The organism is Permianibacter aggregans (genome assembly GCF_009756665.1).
Taxonomy (GTDB): domain Bacteria; phylum Pseudomonadota; class Gammaproteobacteria; order Enterobacterales; family Permianibacteraceae; genus Permianibacter; species Permianibacter aggregans.
In genome coordinates, this window is sequence record NZ_CP037953.1 from 3,072,757 (window position 1) to 3,086,648 (window position 13,892).

General features: G+C 56.3%; 14 protein-coding genes. 7 read left to right on the plus strand and 7 right to left on the minus strand.

The window, feature by feature from the left end; all coding sequences use genetic code 11:
- Window positions 1-46: 46 nt before the first annotated feature.
- From E2H98_RS13805 to E2H98_RS13830, 6 genes are all read right to left on the minus strand, one after another.
- Window positions 47-1,540, minus strand: coding sequence for an RNA polymerase factor sigma-54 (locus E2H98_RS13805; RefSeq protein ID WP_133591798.1), 1,494 nt, complete (start codon window positions 1,538-1,540; stop codon window positions 47-49).
- 77 nt (window positions 1,541-1,617) lie between these two features.
- Window positions 1,618-2,346: an LPS export ABC transporter ATP-binding protein gene (lptB, locus tag E2H98_RS13810; protein ID WP_133591800.1), complete on the minus strand. Its 729-nt coding sequence runs from the start codon at window positions 2,344-2,346 to the stop codon at window positions 1,618-1,620.
- Window positions 2,343-3,047, minus strand: coding sequence for an LptA/OstA family protein (locus E2H98_RS13815; RefSeq protein ID WP_162848196.1), 705 nt, complete (start codon window positions 3,045-3,047; stop codon window positions 2,343-2,345). The genes lptB and E2H98_RS13815 overlap by 4 nt, the downstream gene beginning before the upstream one ends.
- Entirely contained in the window at window positions 3,028-3,609 is a 582-nt protein-coding gene (gene lptC, locus E2H98_RS13820) for an LPS export ABC transporter periplasmic protein LptC (protein ID WP_133591804.1), read from the minus strand. Before lptC ends, E2H98_RS13815 begins: the two co-directional genes overlap by 20 nt.
- Complete coding sequence (gene kdsC / locus E2H98_RS13825; protein WP_198325321.1) at window positions 3,606-4,148, minus strand: 3-deoxy-manno-octulosonate-8-phosphatase KdsC; 543 nt, start codon at window positions 4,146-4,148, stop codon at window positions 3,606-3,608. The genes lptC and kdsC overlap by 4 nt, the downstream gene beginning before the upstream one ends.
- Before the next feature lie 9 nt (window positions 4,149-4,157).
- The gene (locus E2H98_RS13830) at window positions 4,158-5,141 is read right to left on the minus strand and encodes a KpsF/GutQ family sugar-phosphate isomerase (protein WP_133591808.1); all 984 of its coding nucleotides are present in this window, start codon (window positions 5,139-5,141) and stop codon (window positions 4,158-4,160) included.
- A 264-nt stretch (window positions 5,142-5,405) separates the two neighbouring features.
- Between E2H98_RS13830 and E2H98_RS13835 the strand changes: the two genes are divergently transcribed.
- The 7 genes from E2H98_RS13835 (at window position 5,406) to murA (ending at window position 9,976) form a co-directional block, all read left to right on the plus strand.
- Complete coding sequence (locus E2H98_RS13835; protein WP_133591862.1) at window positions 5,406-6,218, plus strand: ATP-binding cassette domain-containing protein; 813 nt, start codon at window positions 5,406-5,408, stop codon at window positions 6,216-6,218.
- Complete coding sequence (gene mlaE / locus E2H98_RS13840; RefSeq protein WP_133591810.1) at window positions 6,215-7,000, plus strand: lipid asymmetry maintenance ABC transporter permease subunit MlaE; 786 nt, start codon at window positions 6,215-6,217, stop codon at window positions 6,998-7,000. Before E2H98_RS13835 ends, mlaE begins: the two co-directional genes overlap by 4 nt.
- A complete protein-coding gene (gene mlaD, locus E2H98_RS13845) occupies window positions 7,000-7,458 on the plus strand; it encodes an outer membrane lipid asymmetry maintenance protein MlaD (RefSeq protein ID WP_198325131.1) in 459 nt (152 codons plus the stop codon). Before mlaE ends, mlaD begins: the two co-directional genes overlap by 1 nt.
- Window positions 7,459-7,485: 27 nt before the next feature.
- Window positions 7,486-8,091, plus strand: coding sequence for an MlaC/ttg2D family ABC transporter substrate-binding protein (locus tag E2H98_RS13850; protein ID WP_133591812.1), 606 nt, complete (start codon window positions 7,486-7,488; stop codon window positions 8,089-8,091).
- Window positions 8,088-8,378 carry an STAS domain-containing protein gene (locus tag E2H98_RS13855; protein WP_133591814.1) on the plus strand — a complete coding sequence of 97 codons (291 nt, stop codon included), beginning with the start codon at window positions 8,088-8,090 and terminating at the stop codon, window positions 8,376-8,378. The genes E2H98_RS13850 and E2H98_RS13855 overlap by 4 nt, the downstream gene beginning before the upstream one ends.
- Before the next feature lie 21 nt (window positions 8,379-8,399).
- Window positions 8,400-8,639, plus strand: coding sequence for a BolA family protein (locus E2H98_RS13860; RefSeq protein ID WP_133591816.1), 240 nt, complete (start codon window positions 8,400-8,402; stop codon window positions 8,637-8,639).
- Window positions 8,640-8,719: 80 nt separating this feature from the next.
- A complete protein-coding gene (murA, locus tag E2H98_RS13865; RefSeq protein ID WP_133591818.1) occupies window positions 8,720-9,976 on the plus strand; it encodes a UDP-N-acetylglucosamine 1-carboxyvinyltransferase in 1,257 nt (418 codons plus the stop codon).
- Between the two features lie 131 nt (window positions 9,977-10,107).
- On the opposite strand, the gene E2H98_RS13870 is transcribed toward murA, so the two are convergent.
- Window positions 10,108-13,887 carry a PAS domain S-box protein gene (locus E2H98_RS13870; protein ID WP_133591820.1) on the minus strand — a complete coding sequence of 1,260 codons (3,780 nt, stop codon included), beginning with the start codon at window positions 13,885-13,887 and terminating at the stop codon, window positions 10,108-10,110.
- Between the last annotated feature and the right edge of the window lie 5 nt (window positions 13,888-13,892).

Genomic DNA, 13,892 nt, shown 5'->3' on the forward strand with positions numbered 1-13,892 from the left:
TGAAATCTATTGGGGGCCGAATTCGGTGAATTCAAGTCAGCAACGGCTAAACCAAAGCTTTACGCTCACTCGATGGTGGAATCGACATGGCTTCTCGATACTTCGCCACAGTGCGGCGGGCGACGACAATGCCTTCTTTTGCCAACATCTTTGCCAATTGACTATCACTTAAAGGTTTAGCGCTTTCCTCCGATTCGATCAACTTTTTGATGCGTGCCCGGATGGCGGTGCTTGAGGCTTCGCCACCGGATGTGGTGCCGACATGGCTGGAGAAGAAGTACTTGAGTTCGAAAATGCCGCGCGGGGTGTGCATGTACTTCTGCGTGGTGACGCGCGAAATCGTCGACTCATGCATTTCCAGCATGCTGGCGATATCGGCCAGGACCATCGGCTTCATACCGACTTCGCCCTGTTCAAAAAAATCGACCTGCTGTTCAACAATGGCGGTCGCCACCCGTAGCAGGGTTTCGTTACGGCTGCGCAGACTTTTGATAAACCATTTCGCTTCCTGCAAATGATTGCGCAAGAAGGTATTGTCAGCGGCGGTACGGGTGCGCTGAATCAGCGAGGCATAACTGGTGTTGATGCGCAGGCGTGGGGCGATTTCCGGATTCAGTTCCACCTGCCAGCGGTCCTTGATTTTGCGGACGATGACATCGGGCGTGATGTACTCGGCATTATTGTCGCCGATGGTGCTGCCTGGTCGTGGATTCAGGCCTTGAATGACGGCCAGCGCCGCTTTCAGTTCGTCCTCGTTGATGCGGGCCCGGCGCATCAGGGTCTTGGTATCACGGCTGCCGAGCAAGTCGAGGTATTGGTCGACGATGATATAAGCATGGTGGCCGGCAGCATCACCGTTCTTCAGTTGCTTCAACTGAATCAGCAAGCATTCACGCAAATCGCGGGCACAAATGCCGGGCGGATCGAATTGCTGCAAACGATGCAACACCGCCAGTACTTCATCGGTTTCGATATCGTCGTCACGCAGACTGTCGACAATGTCTTCCAGCGTGCAGCTCAGGTAACCGTTTTCATCGATGGCATCGATGATGGTAATGGCGATGACCCGATCGGTATCAGAAAACGGCGTCAGGTTGACTTGCCAGAGCAGGTGATCCTGCAGCGATTCGGTGGTCTGTCCCTGATGTTCAAAACCGTCGTCATCTTCGCGTCCGGCGCCACTGCCACTGCCACTGCCGCTGATCGGCGTCAGATCCCAGTCTTCCCATTTGGCATCGACCGGGATGTCATCGCTCAAGGTATGGGTTTCCAGCGATTCACTGGTGTCGGCAACGTGCTCGTCGCCGTGACCATCTGTGTCTTCTGTGCGCTCTTCCTTGTTGGCGCGTTGCTCGCGTGGATCCGGGCGGGCCTCTTCTTCGAACTCCTCGGTCATTTCCAGCATCGGATTCGATTCCAGCGCCTGCTGGATTTCCGTCTGCAATTCCAGGCTGGACAACTGCAATAACTTGATCGCCTGCTGCAGTTGCGGCGTCATCGTTAATGATTGGCTGATACGCAGTTGTAATGAGGGTTTCATGATTTCCTTTTTGGCCCGCTTCCTTGTTTGTCGCGGCCTTGTCTTAACTATAACTCATCGTGCCGAGACTGCCCGAATCAAAGCGTGAAATGTTCACCAAGATAGACTTGTCGCACCTGTTGGTTAGCGAGAATCGCATCGGGCGCCCCTTCAGCAATCAAGCGGCCTTCGCTGACAATGTACGCTCGTTCACAGACGGTCAGAGTTTCACGGACATTATGATCGGTAATCAAGACACCAAGGCCACGATCGCGCAAATGCTGGATGATGCGTTTGATCTCGAGCACAGAAATCGGATCGACGCCGGCAAAAGGTTCATCGAGCAAAATAAACCGCGGCTCGGCCGCCAGCGCCCGGGCAATTTCCACCCGGCGCCGCTCACCACCGGACAGCGACATGCCCATGCTGTGACGCAAATGGCCAATGTGGAATTCTTCCAGCAGCGCTTCCAGCTTTTGCTCGCGCTCGGCATCGGACAGTTGATCGTTCAATTGCAGAATGCCCATGATGTTGTCGGCGACCGACAATTTCCGGAACACCGATGCTTCCTGTGGCAAATAGCCAATGCCTTTGCGCGCACGCACATGCATCGGCTCGCCGGACAAGTCCTCGGCATCGATGTGAATGGTGCCAGCGTCGGCATTGACCAGGCCGACAATCATATAAAACGAGGTAGTTTTACCGGCGCCGTTCGGGCCAAGCAGACCGACGATTTCGCCCTGGCGGACATCCATCGAGACATCGCTGACAACGGTGCGTTTCTTGTAAGCCTTGGCCAGATGGCGGGCACTTAACTGACTACTCATTCGTTCTGGCCTTTTTGCGCTTCCGGCATCAACTGGATTTCCATTTGTTCGCCGTCGCGTTTCGGTGCATTGGTGGTTTTGTTGATGCCATCGTATTCGATAACGCTGTGACTCAGCGTGCTGTTACCGCGTTGCAACTGGGCATTGCCCTGCAGCACCAGGAACTGTTTCTGGCCTTCATAGGACAGTGAATTGGCGCGACCACGCACCGGCAATTCCTCGCCTTTGGTTTGACTGAAAACGGCCGGCGCACCGCGTGCTTTCAAATCACTGAGCTGACCGTTGACTTCGGTCAGTTGCATCGCTTCGGCTTTCAGCGTCAGCAGCCGGTTGACGTTTGGCTCCAGTTGTTCGACCTGGGCATCGCCGACCAGCGCGATGGTGCCGCTGGCGGTGACGTAAGTAACGTCATTGGCGAGCGCAATCGACACGGTGCCGGTCAGCGGATCTGTGTGTTCGACCCGAACCGGATTGCCGGTGAAATGGGCACTGGCCAATTCGCCTTTGTCATTCTGCGTGGTGCTCATCGCCTCGGCGCTGATCCGGACATTGTCCTGGGTCAGCACAGCGCTGCCCTGATAATGCTGTTTGCCGCTCAGGCCATCGATTTTCATGCTGTCGGATTTCAGCCGGGTGGTCGCCGGTTCAGCGGCAACGGCCGGCAAGGTCAGCAGACAAACACTAAGGAGTCGGACGAACATATTCCCCCTGCACATTGGCCAGAATTTCCAGTTGTTCGGTGGACAAGTCAGCGCGCAGACCGGTTCCGGTCACTTGCCCGCTCGGGCTGACAAATTTCACGTCGCTGTTGCTCTCGGCTTTTTTCGCCGTGGCGTTCAGCATCAACTCGTCGGTCAGCATCTTGATCGGTTCGTAGTCGGCGCTGGCTTCCCGTTGCAACACGACAGCACCTTGCAGATGCATGTCACCGGTTTGATGTTGTGCCAGTGCCTGCGTCGCCGTCATCTGCCAGGGCGGACCTTTCGGCCGATTGATTTGCACGATCGGTGTGCGAATTTCCGATGCAGAGCGCTCCGGAAAATGATCCAGCCGGGGCGAGCGCAGTGTGTAACTCAATTTGCCTTCGGCATCGAAGACTTTCGACTCGACCCCTTCCATGAAATACGCGCCTTCGGCACTGCTCATTGCCGCGCGCAGTTCTTCCGGTTGTTGCAGCTCGCGGTTTTCCCGGCTGATCAGAATCAGCGTGACGACCAGTGCCGCCAGCGGGATCAGTCCGAGCAACCATTTCTTCAGATTCATGCCCGGCCCGGCTCCGCGTCGTACTGGGCCAAAAGCGCGTCGACATGGCCTTGGGCATGCAGAATCAGATCGGCCAGCTCACGGACACAGCCGCGACCGCCTTCGGCGACGGTAACAAAATGGGCCCGCTCCCGCATCCAGGGGTGGCCATCGCTTGGTGCCACGGCCAGGCCGACCCGCATGAACAGCGGCAGATCCGGCAGGTCGTCGCCAATATGGGCGACCTGCATCGGCGTCAGATTCAGTTGCTGCAGCAATTGATTGAAGGCGCCGCGCTTGTCGGTGTTGCCCTGAAAGACTTGACTGATACCGAGTTCGCGAGCCCGGGTTTCGACCAGCTTCGATTGCCGGCCGGTGATCAGCGCCACCTCGACGCCGAATTTCTGTAGGGCCTTGATGCCAAAACCGTCCTTGATATTGAAGGCTTTCAGTTCTTCGCCGTTGTTACCGAGGATGACCGAGCCATCGGTCAGCACGCCGTCGACATCGCAAATCAGCAGCCGGATGGCGCGGGCCCGTTGCAGCAGTTGCTGGTCCATCATGCTTCCTTACACCACGCCGGCTTTCAGCAGGTCGTGCATGTTCAGTGCGCCGACGACGCGGTTTTCGTCATCGACGACAACCAGTTGGCCAATCGCATATTGCTCCATCGTGCGCATCGCTTCGGCCGCCAGCAGTTTGGCGCGCGTGGTCTTGCCGCCTTTGGTCATTACCTCGCTGATTTTGGTGCCGGCCAGATCGACATTCTTTTCCAGCGTCCGGCGCAAATCGCCGTCGGTGAAAATGCCAAGCAGGTGATCGCTTTCGTCGACAATCGTGGTCATGCCGAGCCGTTTGCGCGACATCTCCAGCAGCGCCGTTTTCAGCGAGTCATCGGGGCGCACTTTCGGCACCGCCTCGCCGCCATGCATGATTTGCTCGACATGCAACAGCAGCCGGCGACCGAGCGCACCGGCCGGGTGCGACAAGGCGAAGTCTTCAGCGGTAAAACCGCGTGCTTCCAATAGCGCCACCGCCAGGGCATCACCCATGGCCAAAGCGGCCGTGGTCGAAGCGGTCGGCGCCAGGCCAAGCGGGCAGGCTTCTTTCTCTACACCAACATAAACATGGACATCGGCGGCCTGGGCCAGTGTTGAGCCGGGTCGACCGGTCAAGGCAACGAGCGGCACACCGCGGCGCTTGATCACTGGCAACAGCATCAGGATTTCATCGGTTTCGCCGGAGTTGGAAAAGGCCAGTACGACGTCCTGTTCGGTAATCATACCGAGGTCACCGTGGCTCGCTTCACCGGGGTGGACAAAGAACGCCGGGGTGCCGGTCGAGGCCAGCGTCGCCGCGACCTTGCCGCCGATATGACCAGATTTACCCATACCGAGCACGACAATACGGCCCTGACAGGCCAGCATTTTTTCACAAGCGGCGTTGAAACTGCCGTCGAGCCGGCTTTTTACATGCTCCAGCGCCTTGATCTCGATATCGAGCACGGCTTTGCCGAGTTCGGCGAAATGATGGGGTTTGGAGGTTTCAGACATGAACAAGGCCGGGGTATGCAAAACAAGGGCCCGATTATATACCGGCCATCCCGGAATGACCTCATGCAGAATTGTACGAGCGTTTTTCTGAGACAGCTCCGGTACTCAAGTTCAGTTTCAATTCATTTTCACCCTACACACTAGCGTCATTCTCATCGTCACGATGATTTACAAAGGCATTCGCTCGTGTTTCGGTCAACTTCGGTAGAATACGCGCCCTTGGTCGGACGAGATCCGACTCCGAGCCACCAGAACGCAATGGATATGGACAATAACGACGAATACCTGGTCGAGATTGAGGACCTGCATTTCAAGCGCGGCCGTCGGGCGATTTTCGACGGCGTCAACGTGCGCATTCCGCGCGGCAAAGTGACCGCGATCATGGGTCCATCTGGCACCGGCAAAACCACCTTGCTGCGCCTGATTGGCGGCCAACTTCGCCCGCATAAAGGTCGCATCAAATTCGATGGTCAGGATGTCGCCAAACTTGATCGCCAGGAGCTGTTCGAGCTGCGCAAAAAAATGGGCATGCTGTTCCAGAGCGGGGCACTGTTCACCGATTTGAGTGTGTTCGAAAACGTCGCATTTCCGGTTCGTGAACATTTCCATTTGCCGGAGCCGGTACTGCGTACACTGGTACTGATGAAGCTGGAAGCTGTTGGTTTGCGCGGGGCCCGTGACTTGATGCCATCGGAATTGTCCGGCGGCATGAACCGCCGCGTGGCACTGGCCCGCGCGATTGCACTTGACCCGATGATGATCATGTACGACGAACCGTTCGCCGGCCAGGATCCGATTTCAATGGGGGTCGTCGTGCAGCTGATTCGTCTGCTCAATGATGCACTCGGCCTGACCTCGGTTATTGTTTCGCATGATGTCACCGAGGTCTGCAGCATCGCCGACTACGTTTACATCATCGCCGACAGCAAAATCATGGCGCACGGCAAACCAGACGATTTGCAGAAAAGTGACAACGATCAGGTCAGTCAATTCATGCAGGGCAAGCCGGATGGCCCAGTGCCGTTCCATTATCCGGCTCAGGACTATAAGGAAGATTTGATGGGGGCGCTGTCATGATCAATTTTCTGCGCCGGGTCGGAGCCTATTCGCTCGACGGTGTCGCGACATTCGGCCGCGCCGGGTTTGTGTTAAGCCGTTCGATGTATGGCCGCTTTTCGTTCAGTGGCGGTTTTCGTTTGCTGCTCAAGCAACTGTATAACGTTGGCGTTCAGAGCCTGGCGATCATCGTCGTTTCCGGTTTGTTCATCGGCATGGTGCTCGGCCTGCAGGGTTACACCATTCTGGTGAAATATGGCGCTGAAGCCAGTCTTGGGCCGATGGTGGCCTTGAGTCTGGTCCGTGAACTGGGACCGGTGGTGGCGGCGTTATTGTTTGCCGGCCGGGCTGGCTCGGCGCTGACCGCCGAAATTGGTTTGATGAAAGCGACCGAGCAGTTGTCGAGCATGGAAATGATGGCCGTCGATCCGCTGCGTCGGGTCATCGCACCACGCTTGTGGGCTGGCTTTATCGCGCTGCCATTGCTGACCGCGATTTTCAACGTTGTCGGTGTATTTGGTGGCCATATCGTTGCCGTCGATTGGCTTGGTTCCGATGCCGGCGCGTTCTGGTCAACGATGCAATCGAGCGTCGAGTTTCGCGGCGATATTTTGAACGGCGCAGCGAAAAGCGTCGTGTTTGCGCTGGTCGTTACCTGGATCAGCGTGTTTCGCGGTTACGACTGCGTGCCGACCTCGGAAGGCATCAGCAAGGCGACGACGCAGACCGTCGTACACGCCTCACTGGCCATCCTCGGCCTCGATTTTGTATTAACGGCTTTAATGTTTGGAGATGTGAACTGATGGATACGCGCCGCGTAGAAATTCTGGTCGGGGCTTTTGTCATGCTGGGCATCGCCGCGCTGATTGTGCTGGCGCTGAAAGTCAGCAGCATCAATCAGCTCAATGGCGACAACACCTATGAGCTCAATGCCCGTTTCGCCAATATCGGTGGTCTGAAAGTGCGTTCGCCGGTGCGTATGGGCGGTGTGCTCGTAGGCCGGGTGTCTAAAATCGGCCTCGATGAGCACTACATGCCAATCGTGACGATGGCGATCGATAGCCGTTACAAAGAGCTGCCAATCGATACCTCAGCCAAGATCAACACCGCGGGTTTGCTTGGCGAGCAATACATCGGTTTGTCGCCAGGTGGTGAACTCGATCTGTTGCAGCCTGGCGACATGATCACCGAAACGCAATCGGCGCTGGTGCTCGAAGATTTGATCAGCAAATACCTGTTTTCCGACAAGCCGGCGCAGTAAACCGGCCCTGAGTGAAGGAGTTTTATCATGACCCTGTTGCACAAGTGCCTGGCCGCCGTGCTGTTGGCCGTCAGCGTTGCCAGTGTTGCCGCGGAAGCACCTAAGCAAGTGATCGCCAAGGCCACCGACCAGATGATCAGCCGCCTGGAAGCGGAAAAAGCGCAGATCAAGGACAATCCGGCCAAAGTCGAAGGCATCGTCCGTGCCGTGGTGTTGCCGGAGGTGGATACCGCCTCGGTGGCCCGCCGTGTGCTTGGTGCCCATGCCCGCACCGCCAGCCCGACCCAACTTGATCAGTTCACCAAGGAATTCCAGGAATACCTGGTCCGTTTTTACTCGCGCGCGTTTGCCAGCTATGACGGCGACAAAATCGAATTTGTCGGTGAGCCGGAGAAAGATGCCCGCGGCAATGCCATCGTGAAAACCGAAATCGTGCGTCCGAACGGCCAGCGCATCCCGGTGTGGTACCGCCTGTCGCCTGAGGGCGAGAGCTGGAAAATGTACGACGTGATTGTCGAAGGCATTAGCCTGGTGCAGAGCAAGAAAGAGGAATTCGGTCCATTGATCAACAACAAGGGGCTGGACGGCCTGATCAGTGAACTGGCCCAGGTCAACGCCGGAGCCGCCAAGTGACGCTGACGCCGGAGGAAGATGGTCTGCTGAAGCTCGATGGTGAGCTCGGATTTGCCACCGTCGAGGCGATCTGGGAAGCGCTGCTGGAGCAGGAGCAAAAGCAGGTCAAGCTTGACTTGAGCAAGGTGCATCGCATCGACAGCGCCGGCGTCGCTACGCTGGTGGCGTTCATGGCCCATGCCAAGGAGCAGGGAATTGAGGTTAAAATGACCGGCGCGTCCTCGCAGTTGTTGTCGATGGCGCGGGTTAGCGGCGTCGATACCATGTTGCCGCTGAGCTGGAAATAACCGATTCAAGCAGAGGTAATCATGGCCATCAGTGTAGAAGCCTTGCAGCAGCGAGTGCAGCAGGCATTCCCCGGCGATTCCGTCAACGCGACCGGCGATGGCTATCATTTTCAGCTGACCGTGGTCAGCGAGCGGTTTGACGGCCTGCGTACCGTCCAGCGTCAACAAAAAGTCTATGCCATCGTCAACGACTGGATCGCCAACGGCGAGCTGCACGCACTGACGATGAAAACCCTGACCCCTTCCGAAGCCGCTTCCTGAAGCGGCGTTTTATTCATCACCCAATATTCGCTGCGCGCTGACCAAGAAAAGGCGCCAGCCATCTGACCGAGACTGTCGTCATGCAAAAGCTTGTTATTGAAGGGGGCGTGCCGCTGAACGGCGATGTCCGTATTTCCGGCGCGAAAAACGCCGCGCTACCGATTTTGTTTTCGGCGATTCTGGTCGACGGCACCCTGAGCCTGTCGAACGTGCCGCATTTGAACGACATCACGACGACGATGGCATTGCTCGGCCGTTTAGGCTTGGCGATCACCGTCAACGAAGACATGAGTGTCGATATCGACGGTAGTAAAATTGATCACTTCGAAGCACCGTATGAACTGGTGAAAACCATGCGGGCGTCGGTGCTCTGTCTTGGTCCTTTGCTGGCTCGCTTTGGTCAGGCCGATGTCAGCTTGCCTGGCGGCTGCGCCATTGGTGCTCGCCCGGTCAATCTGCATATCCAGGGCTTACAGCAAATGGGCGCCGATATCGTCGTTGAAGGCGGTTTTATTCGTGCTCGCTGTAATGGCCGATTAAAGGGCACGGAAGTGTTTTTCGATGTCGTCAGTGTCGGCGCCACCGAAAACCTGCTGATGGCGGCCGCGCTCGCTGAAGGCGAAACCATTCTGGAAAACGCCGCCCGCGAACCGGAAGTCGTCGATCTGGCCAACTGCCTGATCGCGATGGGCGCAAAAATTCAGGGCGCCGGTACCTCGCGCATTGTCATCCAGGGCGTCGAAAAACTGCATAGCGCCGACTACCGCGTGCAGCCGGACCGTATCGAAACCGGCACCTATCTGGTCGCTGCGGCGATGACTGGCGGCCATGTTCGCTGCACCAATGCCGATCCAGATATTTTGGATGCCGTGCTGCAAAAGCTGAAAGAAACCGGCGCCAAAATCACCACCGGTGAAGATTGGATTGCGCTGGACATGAACGGCCGCAAATTGAAGGCGGTCAATATTTCCACGCAACCGTTCCCGGGCTTTCCGACCGACATGCAGGCGCAGTTCTGTGCGCTGAATGCGATTGCCGAAGGCGCCGCCTCAATTACCGAAAACATTTTTGAAAACCGCTTCATGCACGTCATGGAGTTGCAGCGCATGGGCGCTCATTTCGATGTGCAAGGCCACACGGTCGTCGTCAAAGGCGTGCCGCAACTGACCGCCGCACAAGTGATGGCTACCGACTTGCGCGCCTCAGCATCGTTGGTGTTGGCAGCATTGGTCGCCAAAGGCGAAACCGTGATCGATCGGATTTATCATATCGATCGCGGTTACGAATGCATCGAGGAAAAATTGCAGGGCCTGGGTGCGAAGATTCGCCGTATGTAAGCTGGCAGCAAGGTGCGCGACAACGGAAGTTTCGTCGCGCACAGCACGTTGCCTTCGCAACGCTGATGATCAATCAGCATTCAATAATCTGTGATACCAATATTGGCCACTACCGTCAACGATTAACGGTTTCAATGCAGGCTTTTGGTCGCCACGGGGGATTTTAGTGGGAAGCAGACAAAAAAACGTACACCTTGACCCGGCTCTGACTCAAAGCCGATGCGTCCGCCCATGCTCTCGGTCAACTCTTTCGAGATAGCAAGTCCGAGACCCGTACCGCCTTTTCGACGCGAATCGGAGCTGTCTGCCTGCGAGAATTTTTGAAAAATACGTGAGTGAAAATCCTCGGCGATACCTGGGCCACTATCGCGGACGCTGATGCAGATTTCCTTGCCTTGCAGATGACTGTCGATCTCGATATCGGCGCCGCTCGGTGAGAACTTGGCAGCGTTCGACAACAGATTGCCGAGTATCTGCAGGAAGCGGCTTTCATCGACTTCAATCTCTGCAGACTTCGGTTGGGCGCCGATGACAAAGTTCACGCCGTAACTCGACTCCAGACCACGGTGTTGTTGTATCGCTTTCTCCAGCAGCGATGCCACCGACAGCAGTTGCCAGTCGAACACCATTTTACCGGCCGCCATCTTGTCCATGTCGAGCAAGTCATTGATCAAGCGCGTCAGGCGCTGACTGTTGCTTTTGGCAATGCGCACCATTTGCGAGGCTTTGTCATCGAGCGGGCCGAGTGCGCCGGAGCCGATCAGACTCAAGGCGCCGATGATTGAGGTCAGTGGCGTGCGCAATTCATGGTTAACGGTCGAGAGAAATTCGGTCTTCATTTTTTCAATGCGCTTGCGCTCGTTGATATCACGAATCATGCCGATGAACACCGGCTTGCCGCCGCGGGTGATCTGGGAAACCGAAAGCTCGACCGGAAACACCTCGCCATTACGGTGGCGGGCGTGCACTTCCCGGACTCGACCAATGATTCTCCGTTCACCGGTTTTGAGGTAACGCGCAATATGCCCATCATGTTCGGAATGATATGGCTCCGGCATCAGCACATTGACGTTCTGACCAATCATTTCCTCACTGCGATAGCCAAACAGCTTTTCCGCGGAATGATTGAACGAACTGACAATGCCCGAAGCATCGATGGTGATGATGCCGTCGAGTACATTATTGATGATGGCCTGGGTGTGTTCATGCTGTTCGTGCGCCTGTTGTTCGGCAATTTTTCGCCCGGTGATGTCGCGTACGGTCATCTGCCATGCCGTTTGTTCACCAAGACGAAACGCCGACAATTGCACTTCGGCCGGAAACAGGCTGCCGTCCCCGCGCTTGAACCACCAGTCAAAACGTGCCTGTTGATCACGCGTTGCCAATTCAAAGGCTTGTCGCATTTGCTGACGGGCATCACGGCCGTCGGGCTGAATGTCCGGTGACAGCGAATCGATGGTGGTCGGCATTTGCGCCAACTCGTCATAACGAAACATGGTTAACGTGCACGGATTGCAATCGAGAATCTGATTGTTGGTGCACAGTAGAATGGCATCGTTGGCGCGCTCGAACAGAGTACGAAACTTCGCTTCGTTTTCCTCCAGTGCCTGTTGCGCCAGACAGTAATCGGTAACATCGATGACGACGCCATTCCACAATCCCGCGCCGTCTTCGACCGGGGTCGGTGTCGAGGCAATGCGGAAATAGCGAATCTCACCATTGATGACAAAGCGACCTTGCCAGCGAAAATCGGTCATGTTGTCGCGTGCGTAATCATTCGCGGCGATCAGCGAAGGCAAATCGTCCGGGTGGGCGGGCTTGAACGCATTGATGGCATTTTCAAACACGGCTTTTTCGGTTACGCCAAGCATCTGGCAGAAGCGTTGGCTGACGTAGGTAAACTCAATTCGTCCATCTTTCCTGAGTAAAACACTGTAGGTGCCAATCGGAATGCGCGCCGTCAACTCATCGTATTGCGCTTTGCTTTCGAGTAGCGCACGCTGGGCATTCAATTGTTCGGTGATGTCCTGGGCGATGCCAAGATAACCGATGATGCGTTGTTGTTCATCGCGCATCGCGGTAACCACCAGTGATACCTGCACCGATTCGCCATTCTTGCGCAGGTAGGTCCATTGCCGCTTTTCGGCACCGCGCCGTTCTGCCATTTCGACAAATACCCGAAAACCATCGACCGGTTTGTCGAGTTCCTGGCTCAAGTGTTCGCCACGGGTGCGCACTTCGTTGGCGTCATGGAAAATTGCCGGTGTCGCGACGCCAACCAGTTCACTGGCGCGGTAGCCAAGCAAACGCTCAGCACCGCGATTGAACACGGTGATCAAACCGTCCGGATCGGTGGCGATAATCGACACTTCCGATGCGGCAGACAGTACGTTGCGTAGCAACGCTGTTGTGCGCTCCAGTTCACTCTGGGTTTGTTTGCGTTCGGTGACGTCCTGAAAGGTGCCGTAGAGTCGCTCGGGCTTGTCGTCTTTCATGACTACTTCGCCGACCGCACGCACCCAGATTTGTCGACCGCGGGCGGTAACCATCGGCAACTCAAGATCCCAACCCCGGCCTGTGGTCATCGCCTGCTTGACGGCCTGTTCGATTTTGCTGCGCGCTTCCGGCGCATAAAATGCGATGGCCTGATCGAGTTTTGGTTCGAATGATTCGTCGACTTCATGAATGCGTTTGGTTTGCCGGGTCCATTCCAGTTTCATCGTGTTCAGATCGAGCTCCCAACCACCAACATTGGCGACATGGCCGGTGCGCTCGAGTATCGATTCGTTGTGCCAGCGTTCTTCACGCACCAACTCGACTTGGACCAGATCGGCCATTGAGCCAACGAACAATTGCTCATCATATTCCCAGAAGCGCGGCTCGTTGATGTGTTCAACACAAATGACACCGACGGTTTCGCCGTTGTGAATGATGGCGGCATCGAGCAGGGCAAAAATATTCAGTGGCGTAAAATAGATATCGGTGAACTCAGCCGTGCGGGCGTCGCTGCGCGCTTCATGTGCGGCGATATAGCGTTCGTTCAACAGTGCCCGCTGGTATCGTGGTGTCAGAGCCATGTCCAGTTCCAGTCCGCGGGTATAGTGTTCCTTGCTGCGTTCGTACATCACTTCGCAGTTCAATCGTTGCTTGTCCTTGCTGAAAAACCAGATGCTGACCCGTTCGACGTTCAGCACATCGGCAATCACTGAAACGATGCGCTGCATGACCTGTTCGCGGCTGCGCCGGATGCTGGTCAGTTCCCGGTGCATCGCTACCAGCACGCTGTTATGGTGACGCAGGCGCTGGTGAATCTGCTTTTTGACGCTGATGTCTCTATGCAGTGCAAAAAAATGGCTGAGCGAGCCATTATCGTCGAACAAGGGCTTGCATTCGATGGCGTGCCAGTGGCGCTGTTTGTCCTTGTTGTACAGCAACACTTCGACGGTGTAACCGCGTTGGGCCAGTAAGCCCTGTTGCATGGTTTTCAGCGTATCCGGGTCGGTTTCCGGGCCCTGCAACAAACCGATGACCGTTTGATCCATGAGTTCCCGGCGTTGAAAACCGCTGGCTGATTCGAACGCGCTGTTCACCCAGACAATATGACCGTGGGCATCGGTCAGCAACATCGGTTGTTCGCTGCGTTGGGTAATTTGCGCCAGCAGGGCATCGGAGATAGTCAAGCTTTGCAAATGCCTTTCCTGGCTTTGCGCCGACGTTTTTACCGGACTCAGCGCCAACAGTGCCACGCAGCCAGCGGCCAGCACGCAAAGCACCAGAAACGTCACCGTGCGCAGGCCGGCACTGGCCGCCATCTGTTCCTGCTGACCGAACAGCAAAACCAGTGCGATGGCGAGCAACAGGATCAGCAGCGCCAGCAACCAGCGTTTGCCAAATCCGGAAGGCGGTTTCATCGTGA

What these genes read in the sequence shown, in the direction of transcription:
- E2H98_RS13860 (WP_133591816.1), top strand. Translation starts at nt 8,400, where the DNA reads ATGGCCATCAGTGTAGAAGCCTTGCAGCAGCGAGTGCAGCAGGCATTC.
- E2H98_RS13835 (WP_133591862.1), top strand. Translation starts at nt 5,406, where the DNA reads ATGGACAATAACGACGAATACCTGGTCGAGATTGAGGACCTGCATTTC.
- mlaE (WP_133591810.1), top strand. Translation starts at nt 6,215, where the DNA reads ATGATCAATTTTCTGCGCCGGGTCGGAGCCTATTCGCTCGACGGTGTC.
- E2H98_RS13805 (WP_133591798.1), bottom strand. Translation starts at nt 1,540, where the DNA reads ATGAAACCCTCATTACAACTGCGTATCAGCCAATCATTAACGATGACG.
- murA (WP_133591818.1), top strand. Translation starts at nt 8,720, where the DNA reads ATGCAAAAGCTTGTTATTGAAGGGGGCGTGCCGCTGAACGGCGATGTC.
- lptC (WP_133591804.1), bottom strand. Translation starts at nt 3,609, where the DNA reads ATGAATCTGAAGAAATGGTTGCTCGGACTGATCCCGCTGGCGGCACTG.
- lptB (WP_133591800.1), bottom strand. Translation starts at nt 2,346, where the DNA reads ATGAGTAGTCAGTTAAGTGCCCGCCATCTGGCCAAGGCTTACAAGAAA.
- E2H98_RS13815 (WP_162848196.1), bottom strand. Translation starts at nt 3,047, where the DNA reads ATGTTCGTCCGACTCCTTAGTGTTTGTCTGCTGACCTTGCCGGCCGTT.
- kdsC (WP_198325321.1), bottom strand. Translation starts at nt 4,148, where the DNA reads ATGGACCAGCAACTGCTGCAACGGGCCCGCGCCATCCGGCTGCTGATT.
- E2H98_RS13830 (WP_133591808.1), bottom strand. Translation starts at nt 5,141, where the DNA reads ATGTCTGAAACCTCCAAACCCCATCATTTCGCCGAACTCGGCAAAGCC.
- E2H98_RS13850 (WP_133591812.1), top strand. Translation starts at nt 7,486, where the DNA reads ATGACCCTGTTGCACAAGTGCCTGGCCGCCGTGCTGTTGGCCGTCAGC.
- E2H98_RS13870 (WP_133591820.1), bottom strand. Translation starts at nt 13,887, where the DNA reads ATGAAACCGCCTTCCGGATTTGGCAAACGCTGGTTGCTGGCGCTGCTG.
- mlaD (WP_198325131.1), top strand. Translation starts at nt 7,000, where the DNA reads ATGGATACGCGCCGCGTAGAAATTCTGGTCGGGGCTTTTGTCATGCTG.